The sequence below is a fragment of the Burkholderia cepacia complex sp. TUM26381 genome (assembly GCF_057439935.1).
In genome coordinates this window covers 856,887-879,148 of the sequence record NZ_CM172008.1, presented here as the reverse complement: position 1 = coordinate 879,148, position 22,262 = coordinate 856,887, and the positions used below count along the sequence as shown (strand labels likewise).

21 protein-coding genes are annotated in these 22,262 nt (G+C 67.6%); 13 read left to right on the top strand and 8 right to left on the bottom strand.

The window, feature by feature from the left end; genetic code table 11:
- Nucleotides 1-105: 105 nt before the first annotated feature.
- The 7 genes from ACWMMN_RS35780 (at nt 106) to ACWMMN_RS35750 (ending at nt 6,515) form a co-directional block, all read left to right on the top strand.
- On the top strand, nt 106-1,242 hold the full coding sequence (locus ACWMMN_RS35780; RefSeq protein WP_342706430.1) for a muconate/chloromuconate family cycloisomerase: 1,137 nt from the start codon (nt 106-108) through the stop codon (nt 1,240-1,242).
- A gap of 51 nt (nt 1,243-1,293) precedes the next feature.
- Nucleotides 1,294-2,238 carry a catechol 1,2-dioxygenase gene (catA, locus tag ACWMMN_RS35775; RefSeq protein WP_059241928.1) on the top strand — a complete coding sequence of 315 codons (945 nt, stop codon included), beginning with the start codon at nt 1,294-1,296 and terminating at the stop codon, nt 2,236-2,238.
- Nucleotides 2,239-2,351: 113 nt separating this feature from the next.
- Nucleotides 2,352-3,710, top strand: a complete 1,359-nt coding sequence (locus ACWMMN_RS35770; protein WP_059241926.1) for a Rieske 2Fe-2S domain-containing protein — start codon at nt 2,352-2,354, stop codon at nt 3,708-3,710.
- Nucleotides 3,707-4,195 (top strand): benzoate 1,2-dioxygenase small subunit, encoded by a 489-nt coding sequence (gene benB / locus ACWMMN_RS35765; RefSeq protein ID WP_174993943.1) that lies wholly within the window; start codon nt 3,707-3,709, stop codon nt 4,193-4,195. Before ACWMMN_RS35770 ends, benB begins: the two co-directional genes overlap by 4 nt.
- 40 nt (nt 4,196-4,235) lie before the next feature.
- Entirely contained in the window at nt 4,236-5,258 is a 1,023-nt protein-coding gene (gene benC / locus ACWMMN_RS35760; protein ID WP_486424186.1) for a benzoate 1,2-dioxygenase electron transfer component BenC, read from the top strand.
- Complete coding sequence (gene benD / locus ACWMMN_RS35755) at nt 5,255-6,031, top strand: benzoate diol dehydrogenase BenD (protein ID WP_486424185.1); 777 nt, start codon at nt 5,255-5,257, stop codon at nt 6,029-6,031. Before benC ends, benD begins: the two co-directional genes overlap by 4 nt.
- An 85-nt stretch (nt 6,032-6,116) precedes the next feature.
- Nucleotides 6,117-6,515 (top strand): RidA family protein, encoded by a 399-nt coding sequence (locus ACWMMN_RS35750; RefSeq protein ID WP_059241917.1) that lies wholly within the window; start codon nt 6,117-6,119, stop codon nt 6,513-6,515.
- 30 nt (nt 6,516-6,545) lie between these two features.
- On the opposite strand, the gene ACWMMN_RS35745 is transcribed toward ACWMMN_RS35750, so the two are convergent.
- Complete coding sequence (locus ACWMMN_RS35745) at nt 6,546-7,484, bottom strand: LysR family transcriptional regulator (protein ID WP_486424184.1); 939 nt, start codon at nt 7,482-7,484, stop codon at nt 6,546-6,548.
- A 454-nt stretch (nt 7,485-7,938) separates the two neighbouring features.
- Between ACWMMN_RS35745 and ACWMMN_RS35740 the strand changes: the two genes are divergently transcribed.
- The 3 genes from ACWMMN_RS35740 to ACWMMN_RS35730 all read left to right on the top strand — a co-directional run bounded on the left by ACWMMN_RS35740 (nt 7,939) and on the right by ACWMMN_RS35730 (nt 11,932).
- Nucleotides 7,939-9,075: a porin gene (locus ACWMMN_RS35740; RefSeq protein WP_059241913.1), complete on the top strand. Its 1,137-nt coding sequence runs from the start codon at nt 7,939-7,941 to the stop codon at nt 9,073-9,075.
- Between the two features lie 91 nt (nt 9,076-9,166).
- Nucleotides 9,167-11,023, top strand: coding sequence for a tannase/feruloyl esterase family alpha/beta hydrolase (locus ACWMMN_RS35735; RefSeq protein ID WP_256087456.1), 1,857 nt, complete (start codon nt 9,167-9,169; stop codon nt 11,021-11,023).
- 426 nt (nt 11,024-11,449) lie between these two features.
- Entirely contained in the window at nt 11,450-11,932 is a 483-nt protein-coding gene (locus ACWMMN_RS35730; protein ID WP_059241909.1) for a DUF1641 domain-containing protein, read from the top strand.
- Between the two features lie 51 nt (nt 11,933-11,983).
- On the opposite strand, the gene ACWMMN_RS35725 is transcribed toward ACWMMN_RS35730, so the two are convergent.
- Nucleotides 11,984-12,694 carry a response regulator gene (locus tag ACWMMN_RS35725; protein WP_174993947.1) on the bottom strand — a complete coding sequence of 237 codons (711 nt, stop codon included), beginning with the start codon at nt 12,692-12,694 and terminating at the stop codon, nt 11,984-11,986.
- 588 nt (nt 12,695-13,282) lie between these two features.
- Here ACWMMN_RS35725 and ACWMMN_RS35720 point away from each other — a divergent pair.
- Together ACWMMN_RS35720 and ACWMMN_RS35715 are read left to right on the top strand one after the other, a co-directional pair.
- On the top strand, nt 13,283-13,690 hold the full coding sequence (locus tag ACWMMN_RS35720; protein WP_226196810.1) for a hypothetical protein: 408 nt from the start codon (nt 13,283-13,285) through the stop codon (nt 13,688-13,690).
- Entirely contained in the window at nt 13,687-13,908 is a 222-nt protein-coding gene (locus ACWMMN_RS35715; RefSeq protein ID WP_174993948.1) for a hypothetical protein, read from the top strand. The genes ACWMMN_RS35720 and ACWMMN_RS35715 overlap by 4 nt, the downstream gene beginning before the upstream one ends.
- A 29-nt stretch (nt 13,909-13,937) precedes the next feature.
- On the opposite strand, the gene ACWMMN_RS35710 is transcribed toward ACWMMN_RS35715, so the two are convergent.
- The 6 genes from ACWMMN_RS35710 to ACWMMN_RS35685 are packed head-to-tail and all read right to left on the bottom strand — an operon-like array spanning nt 13,938 to nt 19,727.
- Nucleotides 13,938-14,477 (bottom strand): GNAT family N-acetyltransferase, encoded by a 540-nt coding sequence (locus ACWMMN_RS35710; RefSeq protein WP_059241902.1) that lies wholly within the window; start codon nt 14,475-14,477, stop codon nt 13,938-13,940.
- Between the two features lie 33 nt (nt 14,478-14,510).
- A complete protein-coding gene (locus tag ACWMMN_RS35705) occupies nt 14,511-15,323 on the bottom strand; it encodes a DeoR/GlpR family DNA-binding transcription regulator (protein WP_063805315.1) in 813 nt (270 codons plus the stop codon).
- 34 nt (nt 15,324-15,357) lie between these two features.
- Nucleotides 15,358-16,332, bottom strand: coding sequence for an N-acetylglucosamine kinase (locus tag ACWMMN_RS35700; RefSeq protein WP_059241898.1), 975 nt, complete (start codon nt 16,330-16,332; stop codon nt 15,358-15,360).
- A complete protein-coding gene (locus ACWMMN_RS35695) occupies nt 16,329-17,510 on the bottom strand; it encodes an SIS domain-containing protein (RefSeq protein WP_059241896.1) in 1,182 nt (393 codons plus the stop codon). Before ACWMMN_RS35695 ends, ACWMMN_RS35700 begins: the two co-directional genes overlap by 4 nt.
- A gap of 22 nt (nt 17,511-17,532) precedes the next feature.
- A complete protein-coding gene (locus ACWMMN_RS35690; protein WP_486424183.1) occupies nt 17,533-18,828 on the bottom strand; it encodes a D-tagatose-bisphosphate aldolase, class II, non-catalytic subunit in 1,296 nt (431 codons plus the stop codon).
- Nucleotides 18,825-19,727, bottom strand: a complete 903-nt coding sequence (locus ACWMMN_RS35685) for a DMT family transporter (protein WP_059241892.1) — start codon at nt 19,725-19,727, stop codon at nt 18,825-18,827. The genes ACWMMN_RS35690 and ACWMMN_RS35685 overlap by 4 nt, the downstream gene beginning before the upstream one ends.
- A 363-nt stretch (nt 19,728-20,090) precedes the next feature.
- Here ACWMMN_RS35685 and ACWMMN_RS35680 point away from each other — a divergent pair, with 363 nt between their 5' ends.
- Nucleotides 20,091-22,226 carry a glycoside hydrolase family 36 protein gene (locus ACWMMN_RS35680; RefSeq protein ID WP_174993951.1) on the top strand — a complete coding sequence of 712 codons (2,136 nt, stop codon included), beginning with the start codon at nt 20,091-20,093 and terminating at the stop codon, nt 22,224-22,226.
- Nucleotides 22,227-22,262: the final 36 nt, after the last annotated feature.

Below are 22,262 nucleotides of genomic sequence, written 5' to 3'. Positions count from 1 at the left end.
TCAATACCCACGAGGTATCAAAAGTCCCGCCCAAAAGTATTGGACGCTCCATTTCCCCGCCGCGTATAAATCCGTTCCATGAACACCCCCCAAGCAGCGTGCCCCATGTCCTCCGTCACCATCGAACGCATCGAAACCCGCCTCGTCGACCTGCCGACGATCCGCCCGCACAAGCTGTCGGTGGCGACGATGCACGGCCAGACGCTGATGCTCGTGCAGGTGTTTTGCAGCGACGGCGTGACGGGTATCGGTGAAGGCACGACGATCGCGGGGATGGCCTACGGCCCGGAAAGCCCCGAAGCGATGAAGCTCGCGATCGATGCGTACCTTGCACCGGCGATCATTGGCCGTGACGCGATGCGCATCCAGACGCTGATGGCGTTCCTCGGCAAGCTTGCGAAGGTCAACCACTTCGCGAAGAGCGCGCTTGAAACCGCGCTGCTCGACGCGCACGGCAAGCGGCTCGGGGTGCCGGTCAGCGAACTGCTCGGCGGCCGCCGGCGCGATCGCCTGCCGGTCGCGTGGACGCTCGCGTCGGGCGATACGGCCACCGACATCGCCGAAGCCGAACGGATGCTCGACCTGCGCCGCCACAACGTATTCAAGCTGAAGATCGGCGCGAAGTCGCCGGAGACCGATATCCGGCACGTGGCCGAGATCAAGAAGGCGGTCGGCGATCGCGCGTCGGTGCGCGTCGACGTGAACATGGCGTGGAGCGAAACGCAGGCCGCGCGCGCGATTCCCGCGCTGGCCGATGCGGGCTGCGAGCTGGTCGAGCAGCCGGTCGCGTCGGCCGCGGCGCTGGCGCGCCTGATGCGCCGCTTCCCGGTCGCGCTGATGGCCGATGAAATCCTGCAGGGCCCCGACAGCGCATTCGACATCGCGAAGCATCACGGCGCGGACGTGTTCGCGATCAAGATCGAACAGAGCGGCGGCCTCTTTGCCGCGCAGCGCGTGGCCGCGATCGCGGATGCCGCCGGCATCGAGCTGTATGGCGGCACGATGCTCGAAGGCGCATTCAGCACGGTCGCGTCCGCGCACCTGTTCGCGAGCTTCGCGAACCTGCAGTGGGGCACCGAACTGTTCGGGCCGCTGTTGATCACCGAAGAGATCCTGACGCAGCCGCTGGATTACAGCGACTTCGAACTGACCGTGCCGGACGGCCCCGGTCTCGGCATTGAACTCGACGAAGACAAAGTCAGGCGTTTCACCCGCGACGGACTGATCAAAGTCGCGCGGTAGCCCGAGTCAGGCACAGCCGTCATTCCCCCCAATACACGTGGAGACACCATCATGAGCGTCAAAGTTTTCGAAACCCGGGAAGTGCAGGATCTGCTGAAGGCCGCATCGAACGCGGGCGCGGACAACGCGAAAGGCGGCAACGCGCGCACGCAGCAGGTCGTGCTGCGCCTGCTCGGCGACCTGTTCAAGGCGATCGACGATCTCGACATCACGCCCGACGAGGTGTGGGCCGGCGTCAACTACCTGAACAAGCTCGGTCAGGATGGCGAAGCAGCGCTGCTCGCGGCCGGCCTCGGTCTCGAGAAGTACCTGGACATCCGGATGGACGCCGAAGACAAGGCCGTCGGCCTCGACGGCGGCACGCCGCGCACGATCGAAGGGCCGTTGTATGTGGCCGGCGCGCCGGTGCGCGACGGCGTGTCGAAGATCGACCTCGACGCGGACGACGGCGCGGGCCCGCTCGTGATCCACGGCACGGTCACGGGCCTCGACGGCAAGCCGGTCGCGGGCGCGCTGGTCGAATGCTGGCACGCGAACTCGCACGGCTTCTATTCGCACTTCGACCCGACCGGCAAGCAGAGCGATTTCAACCTGCGCGGCGCGGTGAAGACGGGCGCGGACGGCAAGTACGAATTCCGCACGCTGATGCCGGTCGGCTATGGCTGCCCGCCGCAGGGCGCGACGCAGCAACTGCTGAACGGCCTCGGCCGCCACGGCAACCGCCCCGCGCACGTGCACTTCTTCGTCGACAGCAACGACCACCGCAAGCTGACGACGCAGTTCAACATCGACGGCGACCCGCTGATCTGGGATGACTTCGCGTATGCGACGCGCGAGGAACTGATCCCGCCGGTGGTCGGCAAGACCGGCGGCGCGGCGCTCGGCATGAAGGCCGATGCGTACCAGGACATCGAGTTCAACTTCGTGCTGACGCCGCTGGTGCAGGGCAAGGACAACCAGATCGTCCACCGCCTGCGCGCAGCCGCGACGGCGTAACCACCCTGCGGCGCGGCGCGCATGCGCCGCCGCCGGCCGGGTTTCCGCGAGATTCAACCGAAACCGATGCGAGCGTGCTTGCAGGACGCGGCACGCGCATGGGAGGAGCCAACATGTCCGCCACGATCGATCAAGCCAACGAACTGGATCACCTGCTCGCCACCGCCGTGCAGGATGACAAGGAGGCCGGCGTATTCCGCTGCCGCCGCGACATCTTCACGAACGAAGAACTGTACGCGCTCGAGATGAAGCACATCTTCGAGAGCAACTGGGTGTATCTGGCGCACGAAAGCCAGATTCCGGCCAACAACGACTACTACACGACGTGGATCGGCCGCCAGCCGATCGTGATCACGCGCGACAAGACCGGCGAGCTGCACGCGGTGATCAATGCCTGCGCGCACAAGGGCGCGATGCTGTGCCGCCGCAAGCACGGCAACAAGGGCAGCTTCACGTGCCCGTTCCACGGCTGGACCTTCTCGAACACCGGCAAGCTGCTGAAGGTGAAGGACGAGAAGACGACCGAATATCCGGTGCAGTTCAACACGCACGGCTCGCACGACCTGAAGAAGGTTGCGCGCTTCGAGAACTATCGCGGTTTCCTGTTCGGCAGCCTCAGCGCCGACGTGCTGCCGCTCGAGGAGTACCTCGGCGAAGCGCGCGTGATCATCGACCAGATCGTCGACCAGGCACCGGACGGGCTCGAAGTGCTGCGCGGCAACTCGTCCTACATCTACGAAGGCAACTGGAAGATGCAGATGGAGAACGGCTGCGACGGCTACCACGTCAGCACCGTCCACTGGAACTACGCGGCGACGATGGGCCGCCGCAAGGAAGACGGCACCAAGGCCGTCGACGCGAACAGCTGGAGCAAATCGGTCGCGGGCGTGTACGGGTTCGACAACGGCCACATCCTGCTGTGGACGCAGACGATGAACCCGGAAGTACGGCCCGTGTACCAGCATCGCGACGAGATCCGCGCGCGCGTCGGCGACGTGCAGGCCGACTTCATCGTGAACCAGACGCGCAACCTGTGCGTGTACCCGAACGTGTTCCTGATGGACCAGTTCAGCACGCAGATCCGCGTGGTGCGGCCGCTCGGCGTCGACAAGACCGAAGTCACGATCTTCTGTTTCGCGCCGAAGGGCGAGAGCGAGGCCGATCGCACGACCCGCATCCGCCAGTACGAGGATTTCTTCAACGTGACGGGCATGGGCACCGCCGACGATCTCGAGGAGTTCCGCGCGTGCCAGGCCGGCTATGCGGGCATCACGGCGATGTGGAACGACCTGTCGCGCGGCGCGCCGCTGTGGGTCGACGGGCCCGACGACAACGCGAAGAAGATGGGGCTGAACCCGCGCATTTCGGGCGAGCGCAGCGAGGATGAAGGGCTGTTCGTGTGCCAGCACGAACACTGGGTGCACGTGATGCGCGATGCGCTGAAGAAGGAACGCGGGGAGGTGGCAGCATGAGCTTCGATTTCCGGACCATTTGCGCGGCGCTGTATCGCGAAGCGCGCCTGCTCGACGATCGCCAGTGGGACGAGTGGCTGACCTGCTACACGGAGGACGTCACGTACTGGATGCCCGCGTGGGACGACGACGACCGGCCGACCGACGATCACCAGAGCCAGATCTCGCTGATGTATTACCCGGACCGCGGCGGCCTCGAGGATCGCGTGTTCCGCATCAAGACCGAGCGCAGCGGCGCATCGACGCCCGAGCCGCGTACCAGCCACAACGTGACGAACGTCGAGGTGCTGGCCGAACGCGACGACGAAGTGGACGTGCGCTACAACTTTCACACGTTGAACCACCGCTACCGCGTGACCGATCACTTCTTCGGCACGATGTTCGTCACGTTGCGCCGGGCGGGCGATGCGCTGCTGATTTCGCACAAGAAGATCGTGCTGAAGAACGACTACATCCGGCAGGTGCTCGACGTGTATCACGTCTGACGCCTGTTGACTTGTCATGAAAGGAAGTGGAGGTGACGCCATGTCCAGCTACAAGATTGCACTGAATTTCGAGGACGGGGTAACCCGCTTCATCGATTGCAAGGCCGGCGAGAAGGTTCTCGACGCGGCCTTCCGCGCGAAGATCAACCTGCCGATGGATTGCTCCGACGGCGTGTGCGGCACCTGCAAGTGCCGCGCCGAAAGCGGCAATTACGACCTCGGCGACGATTACATCGACGATGCGCTCACCGACGACGAAAAGGACGGCGGTCTTGTGCTGACGTGCCAGATGGTGCCGCAAAGCGATTGCGTGATCGCGGTGCCGACCTCGTCGGTCGCGTGCAAGACCGGACAGAGCGGCTTCGCCGCGACGGTCACGAAGGTCGAGCAGCATCACGACGCGGCTGTCGTGCTCGAGCTCGACGTCGGCGCGGCTGCGCCTGTGTTCCTGCCGGGCCAGTACGTGAACATCGACGTGCCCGCGAGCGGCCAGCACCGCTCCTATTCGTTCTCGTCGGCGCCGGCCGACGCGAAGGTCAGCTTCCTGATCAAGAAGATTCCCGGCGGCGTGATGAGCACGTGGCTTGAATCGGCGCGGCCTGGCGACACGCTCGAACTGCACGGGCCGCTCGGCAGCTTCTACCTGCGCGACGTGCAGCGGCCGCTGCTGTTCCTCGCGGGCGGCACCGGCCTCGCGCCGTTCCTGTCGATGCTCGAAGTGCTGGCGCGCAGCGGCTCGCAGCAGAAGGTGCACCTGATCTACGGCGTGACGCGCGACCTCGATCTCGTGCTGGTCGACGCCATCGAAGCCTACGCGGCGAAGCTGCCGAACTTCAGCTTCGCGACGGTCGTCGCGGATGGGGAATCGAGCCATCCGCGCAAGGGCTGGGTCACACAGCACATTCCGGCCGATGCACTGAACGACGGCGACGTCGACGTGTATCTGTGCGGGCCGCCGCCGATGGTCGACGCGGTGCGCAAGTATTTCGACGACGAAGGCGTGAAGCCGAACAGCTTCCACTACGAGAAGTTCACCCCGAACGTCACGGCAAAGGCGGCATGACCATGCAACGATTCTCCGGCAAGGTTGTCGTCGTTACCGGCGCGGCGCAGGGCATCGGCCGAGGCGTCGCGCTGCGCGCGGCCGCCGAGGGCGGCAGGGTGCTGTTCGTCGATCGCGCGGATTTCGTCGCCGAGGTGGCGGCCGAGGCGACCGGTAGCGAGACGGCAGGCTTCGTCGCCGATCTCGAAACCTACGAAGGCGCGCACGCGGCGATCGCGCATGCGGTGCAGACGTTCGGCGGCATCGACATCCTGATCAACGGCGTCGGCGGCGCGATTCGCATGCGCCCGTTCGCCGAATTCGAGCCGGCACAGATCGATGCGGAAATCCGCCGCTCGCTGATGCCGACGCTTTATACCTGTCACGCCGTGCTGCCGCACCTGATCGCACGCGGCGGCGGCACGATCGTCAACGTCTCGTCGAACGCGACGCGCGGCATTCGTCGCGTGCCGTATTCGGCGGCGAAAGGCGGCGTCAATGCGCTGACGTCGGCGCTCGCGATGGAGTACGCGGAGCACAACATCCGTGTCGTCGCCACCGCGCCGGGCGGCACCAGCGCGCCGCCGCGCCGCGTGCCGCGCAATGCGGCCGGCGACAGCGCGCAGGAACAGGCGTGGATGGGCGAAGCCGTGCGCCAGGTCACGGAATCGACGTACTTCAAGCGCTACGGCAGCCTCGACGAGCAGATCGCGCCGATCCTGTTCCTTGCGTCCGACGAGGCGAGCTACATCACCGGCACGGTGCTGCCGGTCGCGGGCGGCGATACGGGTTGAGCGGCGCGCCGCCCGCCCGTGTTCATCGACAGCCTTCATCGACAACCAGACGGCCGGCGCATCGACGCCGGCCACGGAGACAGCCATGCATGAACGCAAAGCCATCGTTCCGGCGGGAATGGAAGCGGTGTACGAGAAGATCGGCTATGCGCCGGGCCTGAAGGTCGGCGATACGCTTTACGTCTCCGGCCAGATCGGCCGCGACGCGGCGATGCAGCTTGTCGACGGCCGCGAAGCGCAGATCGTGCAGGCGTTCGAGAACCTGAAGCAGGTGCTGGAAGCGGCCGGTGCATCGTTCAACGACGTGGTCGACCTGACGACGTTCCATACCGACATGCGCGATCTGCCGCTGTTCATGCAGGTACGCGACCGCTATCTTCAGGCCCACCCAAAACCGGCATGGACGGCGGTCGGTGCACACATGCTGGGCGGCTCGCCCGGCTATCTCGTCGAAATCAAGGCGGTGGCAGTGCTGCCGGGTTGAGCGCGGCGGCGCATCGGGCCTGGCGCCCGCTCAGGCGCGTGCGGCCGGCGCGTCGCGTTCCGCTGGCGGCAGGTACGTCATGCCGTGCTCGTCGTACAGGTCGTAGATGAGCCGCAGCATGCGTTCGATGTCGTCGGACGCATCGAGCATGCGCATGCTCATGATGATCGGCGACACGAGCCGCGCGTCGTCCAGCTCCTGGTAGGACACGTCGTCGCGCTTGAGCCCGTACACGCTCTTCGGCACGATCGACACGCCTTCGCCCGCCGCGACGAGCCCGAGCGCGACCTGCAGCTCGCGTGTCTCCAGCACACGCGCCGGCTTGAGCGCACGATCGTGAAATGCGGCGAGTACCTGGTCCGCATAGCTCGGGCGCGGCGCGTTCGGAAACACGATCAGCGTTTCGTCGAGCAGGTCGTGCAGCGACAGCGCCGCGTTCGTTGCGCACAGCCGGTGGCCGAGCGGCAGCGCCGCGATCAGCGGTTCCTCGCGCAGCACGACGCGGCGCACGCTCGGGTCGTTGAGCCGGATGCGCCCGAAGCCGATGTCGATGCGGCCTTCCTTGAGCGCCTTGATCTGGTCCATCGTCGACATCTCGTGCAGGCTCAGTTCGACCTCCGCATGCCGCTGGCGATAGCGGCGAATCACCTTCGGCAGCATTCCGTACAGCGTCGAGCCGACGAATCCGACCGACAGGCTGCGTTCGATCTTGCCGACGCGGCGCGTCATCGATTCGAGCTCGGCCGTTTGCGCGAGCAACTGCACGGCATGCTGGTGAAAGAAGCGGCCGGTTTCGGTGAGCTTCAGCGGACGCGAATCGCGCTCGAACAGCAACGCGCCGAGTTGCTGTTCGAGTTGCTGGATCTGCCGGCTCAACGGGGGCTGTGCGATATGCAGCCTTTGTGCGGCGCGCGTGAAGCTGCGCTCCTCGGCAACCGCAACGAAATAGCGCAGATGGCGGAATTCCATGTTCGTTGGCGTCGAGTGGGGAGCAGGGGGTGAGCGGGTCTCGCCATTCTATGGCAGCTACGACGCGAGCGTGGCCGGTTTTTCGCAAAAATTAGTTCGGTTTGCAGATCGATTCGCGAGGCGTGACGGTCATCGATGCACCAAAGGAGGGCGGCCGGCCGATGCATACCTCGCAGATATGAACCGATACCCATTCGGTGTTGGACTGGCCATTTTGCGGTCGCTACTATCGCCGCAAACAGGTTGCAAGCCCGAACGGAATCATGCAACAAGGAGACGCCCCCGATCACATTCCCTTTTGACCGGCTGCCGGCGGCGAGTCGAGCGGCAGCCTGATGGCGTTCGGCTCGCATGACGCGTCGATCCGGCCCGGTCGTTCAATCCGCACATGCCGGATTGCCGTTCAGTACCCCGAATCAATGAGAAATACCCCATATCAATGTTTGGAGACGGAATGAGATTTCAGCATCTCGCAGGCGGAGCTTTGCTCGGATTCGCGACGGCCGCTTGTGCGCAAAGCAGCGTGACTTTGTACGGCGTCATCGATACCGGCGTCGAATACGTGTCGCACGCCAATGCCGACGGCAAGGGTATCGTGCGCATGCCCTCGATCACCGGCGAGTTGCCGTCGCGCTGGGGGCTGCGCGGATCGGAGGATCTCGGCGGCGGTTACAAGGCCGTGTTCGCGCTCGAGAGCGGCTTCAATGTCGGCAGCGGCACGATGGGGCAAGGCGGGCGGCTGTTCGGCCGGCAAAGCTGGGTGGGCATCGAAAGCCCGTACGGCACGCTGTCGTTCGGCCGTCAGTACACGATGACCTATTACGCGGTGCTCGATGCCGACCTGCTCGGCCCGAACATCTACGGGCTGCCGTCGCTCGACGCATACATCCCGAACGGCCGCGCCGACAACGCGGTGGCATGGCGCGGCAAGTTCGGCGGGCTGACGGCCGGCGCGATGGTTTCGTTCGGCCGCGATTCGGCCGGGACCGGCAACTCGCCGGGGCAAGGCACGTGCGCAGGCCCGACACCGGGCGAAACGACCGTGTGCCGGCTGTGGTCAGCGATGCTCAAATACGATTCGACGTCGTTCGGCGCGGCCGCGTCGTATGAAGAGCAGCGCGGCGGCGGCGCGACGGCCGCTGCGAACTTCTTCGACGGCGTCAAGCCGTTGCCGCTGACGTCCAACGGCGACAAGGACGACCGCGCGCAGGTCAACGGCTACGTCAACGCGTTCGGTGTGAAGATCGGCGGCGGCTGGATCGGCCGCTGGGTCGACACCGATTCGTCGGGCGGCCCGAACGTGCACTCGAACCTGTTCTATCTCACCGCGAACTACTACGTGACGCCCGCGTTCCTGGTCGACGGCGGCGTCTATCACGTCAACGTGTCGGGCCAGGATGCGCGCGCGACGCTCGGCGCACTGCGCGGCACCTACTTCCTGTCGAAGCAGACGGCTGTTTATCTGCAGGGCGCCTACCTCGCCAACAGCGCGCATGGCGCGTTCACGATCAGCGCCGGCGGGGGCGGCACGACGCCCGCACCGGGGCAGAACCAGGTCGGTGTGATGGCCGGCATCCGGCACATGTTCTGAGCGGATCGCGTCGAACGGGCACCACGCGAATCGGCGCGTGCCGGTTCGCTTTCAAGAACGCAAATAACTCGAGAGAAGACGGAGGGGCGGTATGAATTCGACGACAAGCGGCAACGGCGGTCGCCGTGCATGGCGTGCGGGCGTGTGGGCGGTCGCGTCCGCAACGGCAATCCTGGCCTTGTCAGGCTGTAACGATCACGACGTGGAGGCGCCGGGAAGCGGCACGGCAACCGCCGCACTCGCATGCAACGACACGATGAAGACACGGTTCGTACCGGATGCGAACACCACCGTGATTGCGGTGAAGGCGTTCAAGGCCGGCGATCCGCTCGTGCTGACGGCATCGGCCGCCACGTCCGCGACGCCCGTCGCCGGCAGCGACCTGTGTCTCGTCAAGTTGAACGTGGGCCCGGGCAACGCGGGGCCGGCGGGCGCACCGTCGACGTCGGCCGGCATCGGCATGGAGATCTGGCTGCCGGCGCCGGCGAACTGGAATCACCGGATACACAACCTCGGCGGCGGTGGCTGGCAGGGCGGCGCGTATGACGACCCGACGCAGATCGCGAGTGCCGGCGGCGTGCCGGGCGCCGCGGCGATCGCGGCCACCGAGGGGGCCGCGGTCGGCACGACGGATACCGGGCATGCCGTCCCGAACGGTTCGTTCGCGATGAATCCCGATGGCACGATCAACACGACGCTGTGGGGCGACTTCGCGCAGCGCAGCCTGCACGAACTCGCGCTGAAGACGAAGGCGCTGGTCGCCGCGTACTACGCGACGCCGCAGAAGTATGCGTACTGGGACGGCTGTTCGACGGGCGGCCGGCAAGGCTACAACGAGGTGCAGAACAACCCGTCCGACTACGACGGCTACCTGAATGGCGCGCCGGCATTCAACTGGTCGAAGTTCATTACGGGCGAACTCTATCCGCAAGTCGTTGCGCAAAGCGATCTCGGCGGCGTCACGCTGACCGACGCGCAACAGGCGCTGCTGTCGGGCGCGGCCGTCAGCGCATGCGACTCGGTCGGCGGCCAGCATCTCGGTTACCTGATGGACCCGGCGCAGTGCCGCTACGATCCGGCGCAGGACGCGAACGTGCTGTGCTCGGGCGTGAAGATCGGCGCGGTCACCGGGACGAACACGACGGCCGCGTGCGTGACGGCCGCGCAGGCGACGGCGATGAACAAGACCTGGTACGGAATGACACGCGACGGGGCGGTGCCGGGCCCGGCCGCCGACATTGGCACGGGCACGTCGCTCGCGAGCAACCAGCTGTGGTTCGGGCTGATGCGCGGGACGGTGACCGGTGCGCTGGCCGGCGCGTCGCCGTTCAGCATCTCGACCGACCTGGTCGCGCTGGAGCTGCAGGATCCGACGATGGCCGGGAGCAACTTCACGAACGCGACCGGAAACGGCGCGAACAGGTGGAAGGGGCTGGGCTATGCGGGTCTGGCGAACGCCTACGATCAGGGGATTGCATTGCAGCCGTCGTTCGGCAACATCAATACCGACAATCCTGACCTGTCGGGGCTCGTGAAGGCCGGCGCGAAGGTGCTGCACTATCACGGCCTGGCCGATCCGCTGATCACGCCGTCGGGCAGCATCAACTACTACGAACGCGTGGCGGGCCGGATGGGCGGCATTCCGGCCGTCCAGCAGTTCGACCGGCTGTTCCTGGTGCCGGGCATGGGGCATTGCAGCGGCTATGGCGGCGTCAACGGCACCGCCGGCCCTGCGCAAACGGCCGATACGGTGCCGTTGCCGCATGCCGATCGCCAGGACCTGTATGCGCAGCTGGTCAACTGGGTCGAGAACGGGAGCGCGCCGGCCCGCATCACGCTGACGTCGGCGGACGGCAGCGCGAGCCAGCCCGTCTGCATGTATCCGTCGAAGGCGACGTACAACGGCTCGGGGTCGATCAGGGACGCGGCGAACTATTCGTGCAAGTAAGGGCGGACACCACGTCGCCCATGCGCGGGCGGCGGCGATGCGTTGCGTCAGGCAGGCAGGCAGGCAGGCCGCAGGTGCCGGACGCACCGTGACCGCGGTGATTCGCTGGCTCGTCGATGCAGTCGCGCGCAATGCGAGTACGCTGACCGGATCGCATATCGACGAAGCCGGGGGCGTGACCGGTATTCGCCGGCGCGGTATGTGCCGCGTGGCTGGATGGCGGGTGTTGCGGCGGGCCGCGCCAGGCCCCGGTGCCCGTCTTGCGGTCCGCTTGCGCGGCCGTTGGCGGCGCGGCATGCGGATTGCTGCGCCGCCAGGTCGCCCGGGCTGGCGTTGCCGGCTTCGCGGCGACAGCCGTACGACACGCAATCGGCGCGTGGGGCTGCCGTCCCGACAGCCGCACAGCGTCTCATCCGGAGAAAACCGATGACCGAACGCCCATCCCCCGATACGACACCGCCGCACGCGGAGCCCAGTGCGCACGACGCGCTTGAACACCTGCTCGGCAGCCTGCACCGGCATGGTTTCCTGCATTTCGCGAACGAGGTCGTTAGCGCGAATGCGCGGCTGGCCGACACGTTCGTCGACGCGCTCGACAAGCCCGGCATGCAAAGCGGGATGCAGAATCTTGCGGTGCTGCTGATGGCGCTGTCGCGCATTCCGCCCGAGCAGTTCGGCAAGGCCGTGTTCGCGGCGGCGGACGCGCTGCATCATGTCGGCGCATGGCAGCCGGCGCAGCATGAGCACGTTGCGCCCGGCGTGCGCGGCGCGTACCGGCTGCTGCACGACGAGGCGCTGTGGGATGCGCTGACGCCGTTGCTCGAGGGCCTGAAGGTGTTCGCGCAAGGGCTCGCGCGCGATCCGCAGTCGCCCGTTACCCCGCCCGGCGAGAAGACTGCCGGCACGTGATGCGTTGCACCGGGCGCTGGTGAAGCCGCGTGCCATCGCCGGCGCGCGGCGTCATTCCCAGGCGTGCTTGCTGAACTGATAGCCCCGGGAGCGGATGGTCTTGATCCGTTTCGGTTCGGTGGCGTCGTCGCGCAGCTTGCGGCGCAGCTTCGAGATGCGGCCGTCGATCGAGCGATCGAGGCCGTCGAACGCGATGCCGCGCAGCAACAGCGTCAGGTCTTCCCGGCTGACCACTTCGCCGGCGCGGCAGACCAGCGCCCACAGCAGGTCGAATTCGGTCGATGTCAGGCGCGGCATGCTGCCGTCGGGAAGACGAACGCGGCGATCGGCCCGGTCGATCGAGAACTTGCCGAACACGAATCGCTGCGGCGAATCCGGCAGGCGTTCGTCCGCAGGCAGGCGCGTTCGCCGCAGTTGCGCCTTGATCCGCGCAAGCAGGAGGCGCGGCTCGACCGGTTTGCGGAGAAAGTCGTCCGCACCCAGCTCCAGGCCGAGCAGTTCGTCGAACGGTTCGTCGCGGGCCGTCACCATGATGATGGTGCCGTCGTATTGCACGCGCGCCTCGCGGCAGATCTCGAAGCCGTCCTTGCCCGGCAGGTTGATGTCGAGCAGCACCAGGTCGGGACGGTTCGCGACGATGGTGGCGACGGCGCCGCCGCCGTCGAACAGCGTGTCCACCTGGTAGTGATGCTTGCGCAGATAGTCGGCGATCAGCGCGGACAGAGGAACGTCGTCTTCGACGAGCAGGATTCGGATGGGCATCGCTGAACGAGGGGGCAAAACGGGAAAGTGGCGAGCGGTCAGGCCCAGTCCGGACGCGTCATGGCTGAAGCGACGTGGATGATACTGCGCAACATTCCGCCGGAATGTGACGAAATCTGATTCGTTCGGTGAGCTTATCTATGGGGAAAGCGTCGCCGCCGGGCGCAAAGCGCATCGCCGGCGGCACGAGGCCGCGCCCGTGGTCGAAACGGTTCAACGCGATATCCGGCGCGGCACGGACGAGCGGGTGCGATCGGGCATCGTTCAGACGAAAACGTTTGCGGCAATCCGCTGCCGCGAAGGTCGTGCATCCGGGCCGAGCCCAGGCCGGGCAAGGTTACTCGACATATCATTACAAAATATTACCGACGTGGCCGGGCGCCGCTCCCTACAATCCTCGCACCTGACACGCGCGCACGACGCAGCGCGATTTCGTCCGTTTCCCGGACGTATCGGCTGCGGGTTTCGACGACGCGTCGAGCCCTGTCGCTCGTGTGCAGAATCGCATGCGTGCGTGCCGGATTGACGCCGCGCCGGCGCCCGACGGGCAGGCAGACAGGCGAAACCAATAACAGACGGGGATGCGAAATGACGCCGTTGCAAGTCGTCCAGAGTCTCGACGCGCTGACACACGCGATCGAAGTTGCCGTTGCGCGGGCTGACTGGAGCGAGGCCGTGCGGGCCGCCGGGAGACGTTCGAGATTCGTGGTCGCCCTTGGGGCCGATCAACCGGACGAGGTCATGTCGGCGCTCAGGAGAATGCAGGAGATCGATGTCCGGATCTCCACCGCCGCACGCGAAACGTTGCAGGCGCTCGTCGCGGAGGGCTGGGCGGCGTTGCACGACACGCGGGCGGCGACCAACGCGTCGAAGGCGGAGCCGCGGCTCTACGAGGCGGGCGCAGCGGCCGCGCGCTGTGCGGCCCGCGCGGGCCTCCGGTTCACGTTCCGTCCGGCAACGCGACGCCGATATCCGCTTTCTCCGGTGGTGGGATGAAATTCAGAAAACGCACCAGCTATGTCGATGCAACCCGGTGGTTCGTCGAGGGCGACCATGACCGCGTGGAGCATCATCGGGGCATGTGGGCGGTCGCGACGCCGGAAGGCTGGCGTCCGGTGAAGCCGGGCGACTGGATCCTGCTCGACGCATGCGGGCACTGCTGGCCGATGGACCACGATCTGTTCGAGCGTTTCTACGAACCGGCTGCCGAGTGACGCGAGCGACGGCGATCGCGACGCCCACGCTACCGGCTCGTGCGCGAAAACATCAACGAATCGGCGTCGTTGAAGCGGATGCGCCGCGGCTCGCCGTAACCTGCCTTTTCCGCCACGCGGATCGACGCGACGTTGGTCGGCGCAATCAGGCACACGCTGCGCTCGAACCGCTGCTGCGCATCGAGCCACGCCAGTGCGGCCGCAAGCGCCTCGGTCGCATAGCCCTTGCCGTGTGCCCAGGTCGCGAGTGCCCAGCCGGCTTCCGGCACGCCGCGAATCGGCGGCTCGATGTTCCGGTGGAAATCCGCGAAGCCGAGATCGCCGACGTAACGGCCCGACGCCTTTTCGCGGATCGCCCAGTAGCCGTAGCCGAGCAGCGGCCACAGCCCGCGATACGCGAGCAGCCGCATCCACGAATCGCGCGGCGCGGACGGCTGGCCGTTGAAGATGTGCGCGACGACGTCGGGCTCGGCCCACATCGCGGCGAGCGCGTCGAAGTCGCCGAGCGGATGGCCTTCGAGGACGAGGCGCGGCGTATCGAGAACGGGCGGGGAAGAAACGGGCGGCATCGGGGTTTCCGGAAAGGGGAGCGTCGGGCGCGGCTAGACCGTCAGCACGTCGATGCCGCGCTGACGCAGGTCGTCGACCACGGCCGCATCGGCACCGGTATCGGTGATCAGCATGTCGAGCTGCTCGACGCTCGCGATCACCGACAGGTTGCGCTTCATCAGTTTCGACGAATCGGCGACCGCGATCACCTGGCGCGAGATCTTCAGCATCTGCGCGTTCAGCTGCGCCTCGAGCAGGTGCGGCGTCATCAGGCCGATCTCGGGATCGAGGCTGTCGACGCCGAGGAACAGCCGGTCCGCATACAGCCCCTGCAGCGCGACGACGGCCTGCGGCCCCGACAGCGAATAGGAGTTCGGCCGAAGCTGCCCGCCGGGCATGATCAGGTTGATGTGCGGCGCGGCCGCGAGCAGCACGGCCACGTTCAGCGCATTCGTGATCACGTTCAGCGACTGCAGCTTCATCGTGACGATCTGCTTTGCGATTTCCTCGGTCGTGCTGCCCGAGTCGAGCAGGATCGTCTCGCCGTCGCCGATCAGCGCGGCGGCGGCCGTCGCGATGCGCACCTTCTCCGCGTGACGGAGCTTCTGCTTGACCGCGATCGGCACCTCGTCGCTTTCGCGCAGCACGAGCGCGCCGCCGTGCGTGCGCAGCACCGCGCCGGCCGCCGCGAGCGCGTTCAGGTCGCTGCGCACCGTGACGAGCGAAATGCCGAACCGCTCGGCCAGCTCCTCGACGGTGACTTTCTCCCGTTCGCGCACCAGCTCGCAGATCAGGCGGCGGCGTTCCTCGACGAGCAACGGCGCGTGATCGACGGCAGGCGGGGGAGGCACTCTGTGAGCGGGCATGTCCATTTCGGCAAGACAGGGAGCCGAAATGATATCAAAACCCCTGCCCGGGCTGGAGCGCACGCAATGCCGACGGATCGAGCGGCCGGCCCGCGAGCCGGGCCGCGTGGACGGCCGCGCCGACATGCGGGCCGAGCCGCGGTGCGGTAAGCACCGCTTGCGGCACGCAGCGGGCGAGCGCGTCGCGCAGCGGATCGAGCACGAGCGCGCCCGCATTGAACACGCCGCCCGAATACGACACGGGCAGCGGCTGGCCGGGCGGCCAGTCGAGCGCGCGGGCGACGCCGGCCGCGAGTTGCGCGAGCTCGTCCGTCCCGCGTTCGAGCAGCGTGTGCGCTTCGGCGTCGCCCGCGCGTGCCGCGTCGATCACGAGCCGCGACAGTTGTGCGAAGCGGCTGCGCACGGCGCCCGAATTCACGGCCGCGCACAGGTCGAGATCGTGGTCGAGCGAAAAGTGCGTGCGCACGATGTCGAACAGCGGCCCGCGCGCGGCGCGGCCGTCGGCCATCCGCGAGAACGCGGCGAGCCCTTCGCGCGCGAGCCAGTAGGCCGAGCCCTCGTCGCCGAAGATCTCGCCCCAGCCGCCGCAGCGCGCGGCGCGGCCTTCGAGTTGCCCGTACGCGATCGACCCGGTGCCGGCGACGATGCTGATACCGTCGCCGCCGGCCAGCGTGCCGGCCCAGCTGCACACCATGTCGTTGCCGATCCGGTAGCGCTCGCGCGCGAACAGCGGCGCGAGCAGGCCGTCGAGCTCGGGCAGCAGGCGGCTGTCCTCGCCGTACGCGGGCAAGCCGGCGAATGCATACGCGATCTCGTCGCGTGCGACGTCCGCCGCGGCCAGCACGGCGTGCACGCCGTCGGCGAGCAGCGTGCGCAGCGCGTCCATGCCGATCTCGAGGTAATAGCTGGTGGTCGTTTCGTGGCGCGCGAGCACACGGCCGTGCGGGTCGATCACCAGGAACGCGGTCTTGGTGCCGCCGCCGTCGATGCCGAGAAAGAGTGGAGTCATGTGGGCTGCCCCGCATACGGATGAATGGTGACGCCGGCGACGACGCGGTTGACCGTGCCGGACGCGCTCGGGTTGTCGGGCGTGAGCCCGAGCCGCAGCGACGCAAGCAACGCGAAACACTGCGCGAGGATCAGCGCGACGGGCGCGAGCGCGAGGTCGGGCAGGCCGGGCGGCAGCGGCACCGTCAGGTCGTCGTCGGACGGCGGCAGCGTCCCGGTGGTGCCCGCGCCGTCGGCTGCCGCGACGCCGATCGACAGTATGCCGGCCGCGCGGTTTTCGCGCCGCAATTCGCGCAGCAGGTCGAGATCGTAGCGGCGCGTATGCGGATCGCCGGACAGCAGCACGACGACGAGCGTGCGTTCGTCGAGGAACGTCTTCGGGCCGTGCCGGAAGCCGAGCGGCGATTCGGCCATCGCGACGATCAGCCCGTCGGTCAGTTCCAGCAGCTTCAGCGCGGCTTCGCGCGCGAGCCCGAGCAGCGCGCCGCTGCCGAGATACACGACGCGCTCGGGCAACTGCCGCACGTGCGCGGCGATGCGCGACGCCTGTTCGCGCAGCAGCGTGCGCGCGGCGTCGGCCAGCGGCCCGACCGGCATGCCGGCCACGCCGAACGCCCAGGCCGCACCGAGCAGCATGCCGCTGAAACTGGACGTCATCGCGAACGCCTGATCGTGCGTCGCCTCCGGCAGCAGCACGACGTGCGCGCGCGGATGCGTACCGAGGCGGCGGTTCAGCAAGCCGTCGGCCGCGCATGTAAAGACGAGATGGCGGCAACCGTCGACGAAGCGGTCCGCGAGGTCGACGGCCGCGACGCTTTCGGGGCTGTTGCCCGAGCGCGCGAACGAGACCAGCAGCGTCGGCACGCCAGGCTGCAGCGTGTCGCCGGGATTCGCGACGATGTCGGTGGTGGCCACCGCTTCGACGCGGCCGCCGAAGCGGTGCCGCAGCGCGGGCACGAGGCACTGTCCGATGAACGCCGAACTGCCGGCGCCCGTCAGGACGATGCGCAGGCGCACGTCGGCGAGCAGTGGCGCAAGAAACGCGTCGAGCGCCGCGCGTTGCGCGTCGACGACGGCATGCACGTCGGGCCAGACGTCGGGTTGCTGGGCGATTTCGCGGGCCGTGTGAGCGGCGTGGCGGCGGGTGAGGTCGGCGGGATCGAGGTCGAGAAATTCCATGAGCAGATCTGAGGAGAGTCGGTCACGCGGCACACGCGTGAAGGTACGGACGGACGGCCGCGGCCGTGCCGTCTTGCAACAATGCGCTCGCACGCAGGTCGAGCCGCCCTTCGCGGACGGCCTCGTACTGGCGCGGCAGATGCTGGCTGATCAGCGTGAGCGGCGGCGGCGCTGCATCGAGGCGCGCGAGCAGGTCGGCGCACGCGCGCTGCACGGCCGGGTGGGTCCAGTAGTAGCGGATGCGGTCGCTCAGGCTGTACGCGAGGTCGAGTTCGAGCTGTGCGCCGGCTGCGTAGTAGTCGCGCCAATGCGCGGGTTCGTTGCGCATCACGCCGAGCACGGTCGCGATGAAGCCGTCGTCGCCGCCGAGCCATTCGCGCTCGATCGCGGCGAGCGCCCACAGCGTTTCGCGCATCGCGAAGGTCACGCCGGGGCCCACCTTCAGGATCGCGAAGTGATCGCGTGCCAGTTGCGCGAGATTGTCGGGCGTCTGGTAGTCGGTCGAATGCGCTTCGAAGACCAGCGCGGGTTCGCGTTCGATGAACGCGCTCAGCGCACGCGCGTTACCGGCGTCGTAGTCGATGACCTTGTGATGGTCGAACTCGACACCGGGCTGCACGACCATCGCGATCACGCGCGACCACGTATCGTCGAGGCCGGCGCGCGCGAATGCGTCGCGATGCAGCGCCAGCGTCGAGGCGGCCGCGCCGGGCGCGGTGACCGCCAGCGTATCGAGCGTCTCGTGCGCGCCGCCGGGCACCGGCACCTCGGTGCCGATCACGTAGACGGGCGCCTCGCCGCGCGGCGAGCCGGCCGCCCACGCAGCCTCGGCGGCGCGGCACAGGCGCACGGCGCGCGCGGCGATCTCGGGCTCGGGCAGCGGCGACGGATCGTCCGCGCACGACATCGAGCAGTCGAGATGCAGCTTGCGGAAGCCGGCCGCCACGTATTGCGCGACCATCGTCTCGGCCTTGTCCATTGCTTGCGCGGCCGGCAGCCGGCGCCATGGGTTCGGGCCGAGATGGTCGCCGCCGAGCAGGATCGCATCGGGGCTCACGCGTTCGCGTGCGGCGATGTCGAGCACGTGGCGGCGGAAGTCGTGCGGCGTCATGCCCGTATAGCCGCCGTCCTGGTTGACCTGGTTGCAGGTGGCTTCGATCAGTGCAGGGCGCTCGCGCGCCGCGCATTCGCGCAGCGCCGCGGCGATCGCGACCGGATGCGCGGAGCATACGGACGGGATGCCGATCGCGGGTACGCCGTGCGGCGCGTGACGCGATGCCTGTTTGTGGCGGCGGACGAGATCGAGCAGATAGTTCATGCCGATTCCCCCGCCGCGCCGGTCGCCGCCGCGCTTTCCGGCTGCAGCGCGAGCAGCAGCGCGGCCAGCAGCGCCAGCGCGATGCCCGTCAGCTTGCTGCCGGTCGGCGTCGTGCCGGTGACGGCCATCGAGATCACCGACGTCAGCAGCGGCGCGCCCGCGTTGACGAGCGGCGACACGACGATCGCCTTGCCGAAGCGGAACGCGTACACGAGCGTCAGCGCGCCGATCGCATTCAGCACCTGGATCACGGCCGCGAGCCCCGGGCCGTTGAGCCCGTAGTTGATCGTGCGGCCGAAGTCGGTCATCCACAGCGCGAACGGCACGCAGAGCAGGCCCGTCAGCGCCATGTAGAAGAAGATCGATTCCGCGTCCATCGTCGCGTTCGCGATCTTGATGAAATACGCCTGCAGCCCCCACGCGACGAGCACCAGCAGCGCGAGCGCGAACCACAGCCCGAACCGGGCAGGCCCCTGGCCCGACTGGAAATCGAACAGCGGCAGCGAGCACAGCGCGAGCAGGATGCCGGCCACGCCGAGCTTGCCCGTGCGTTCGCGCAGCAGCAGGAACGACAGCGCGATCGTCAGCGCCGGCGACAGCGACACGATCGGGAACACGAGATACGGCGGCCCCGATTCGACCGCACGGAACAGCAGCATCTGTCCGCCGGCGCCGAGCAGCCCGATGGCGAGCCCGAGCGCCAGCGACCGGCCGTCGTGCCGCACGCGCCAGCCGGCGCGTCCGAGCGCGACCAGCGCGGGCGGAATCATCGTGAACGCCCAGACCACGTAGATCAGCGTATCGGGGAAGCCCTGCTCGGCGGGCAAGCCGGTGAATGCGCCCCACACGCCCCACAGCAGGGTTGTGACGAGCGCGTGAACGAGCCAGTTGTTTTGCATCGGTCGCGTCTTTCGAAGTAGGTTCAAATCCGTCGAATGCTTTTGTTTGTTGCCATATGAAGCGAAATCGGAGGCTTTCGGCGGGCCGTCCCGACGACGGATCAGCAAAAAATAGCAGAATTACGTGCCGGGAGCCGCCAATCTATGAGCTTTCGATTTCTTTCGTTATTAGTGTAAACCACAAACGAAAGAAATCGAAAGATGAACTAGATTGCCGATCTGCGCGAGGCGGATGCGTCGGCGCACGGCCCTTCTTCACGAGGAACTCCGTATGAACGCTTGTTTTTCCTTTCGATTTCTCTCGCCCGTCCGGCTGGCCGGCAGGCCGGCGCGGCGCATGCCGCTTCGCCGCGAGGTGCGCCAATGACCACCCGGCGCGCGTTCGTGCAGTGGCTGGCCGCCGGCGCGGCGAGCCCGATCCTGGTCGGCGTCGGCGTGCGCGATGCACACGGCGGCGAACCGCAGCGCGTTGCGCTGCGTGACGACCGGCTCGTGATCGAGTTCGACCCGGCGATGCGCAGCCGGCTGGCCGTGCGCCGCGGTGGCGGCACGCGCGCACTGACCCGGTTCGATGCGAGCGAGACGCTCGAACAGCTGATCGGTCCGGCGCCGGCGCCGACCTCGGACGGCCCCGCGCCCGACACGCGGCCGGTGCGGACGATCGACCGCTTCGCGATCGTCGATGCCGCGCATGCCGACGTCTCGACCGTGTTCGGCGCGGGGCGGCAATTGCGGCTGGTCGGGCGCTCGGCGAACGGTTTCGAGAAGACGGTGCGCATCACGCTGCTCGAAGCGCGGCCGGGTGTTGCGCTGATCGACACGCAGTTCCGCAACGTCGGCACACAGGCGACCGACATCCGCGCATGGAACGTCGGTGCGCACCGGCTGCTGCCGGCCGCCGCCGGCGCGGGCGGCTACTGGACCTATTCGGGCGCGAGCCATGCGGACCGGCGCGACTGGGTGCAGCCGGTGAAGGCCGGCTTCGACCAGCGCAATTTCATGGGCATGAACGCATCGGATTACGGCGGCGGCACGCCGGTCGTCGACGTGTGGCGGCGCGATCAGGGCATCGCGCTCGGCCATCTCGATACCGTGCCGCGCCTGGTGTCGCTGCCGGTGAAGGCGGTGCGCAACGAAGTGACGCTCGGCCTGCGCGGCGAGAAGACGGTCACGCTCGCACCGGGCGCGACTCTCGATGCGCCGACCGCGTTCGTGATGCTGCACGACGGCGACTATTTCGTTGCGCTCGACACGTACCGGCAGATGATGGGCGCGCAGGGCTTTCATTCGCCGCAGCCGCCGGCGAGCGCCTACGAGCCGATCTGGTGCGCGTGGGGCTACGAGCGCCAGTTCAGCCTCGACTACGTGCGTGCCACGTTGCCGAAGGTGCGGGAACTCGGCTTCAAATGGGCGGTGCTCGACGACGGCTGGCAACGGCGGACCGGCGACTGGGTGCCCGACCGCGCGAAATTCCCGGCCGGCGACGCGGACATGAAGGCGCTCGTCGACGACATCCATGCAAGCGGGCAGAAGGCGCGGCTCTGGATCGCGCCGCTCGCGGTCGCGCCGGGCAGCGACGAGCTGCACGACCACACCGACATGCTGCTGCTCGACGCGGACGGCGCACCGCAGGCGATCACGTGGTGGAACAGCTTCTACCTGTGCCCGGCCTACGAAAAGACGCAGGCGCATGTCGCCGCGCTCGTGAAGAAGGTGATCGGCGAGTGGGGCTTCGACGGAATGAAGATCGACGGCCAGCACCTGAACGGCGTCGCGCCGTGCTACAACCCCGCGCACCGTCATGCGCGGCCGGAGGATTCGGTCGAGCATCTCGCGGATTTCTATCGCACGTTCCACGACGCCGCGCATGCGGTCAAGCCGGACGCGGTCGTCGAAGTGTGCCCGTGCGGCACCGCGTACGCATTCCACAACATGCGCTACATCGACCAGGCGCCCGCGTCCGATCCGCTGTCGAGCTGGCAGGTGCGCCACAAGGGCAAGACGCTGAAGGCGCTGATGGGGGCGTCGTCCGCGTATGCGGGCGACCACGTCGAACTGAGCGACGGCGGCCGCGACTTCGCGTCGGCGGTGGGCGTCGGCGCCGTCATCTCGACGAAGTTCACGTGGCCGGTCGATCCGAAGCCGAAGGATTCGTTCCTGCTGACGCCCGAGCGCGAGCAGGCGTGGCGGCACTGGGTCGAGGTTTACAACGCGCACCGGCTTGCCGAGGGCCGCTATCGCGGCGAGCTGTACGACATCGCGTTCGACAAGCCCGAGGCGCACGTCGTGGAAAAGGACGGCGTGCTGCATTACGCGTTCTACGCCGACCGCTGGAGCGGCCCGGTCGCGCTGCGCGGCCTGCAGCCCGGCCGGTCGTACCGGATCGTCGATTACGCGAACGGCCATCGCGAGGTCGGCCGCATCGTGCCCGGGCATGACGCAATCGCATTGCGCTTCGAGCATGCGGCGCTGCTGCGCGCCGAGCCGCTCGACGCATGAGTGTCACCCGGCATCACCGCGTACCACCGCTCGGCA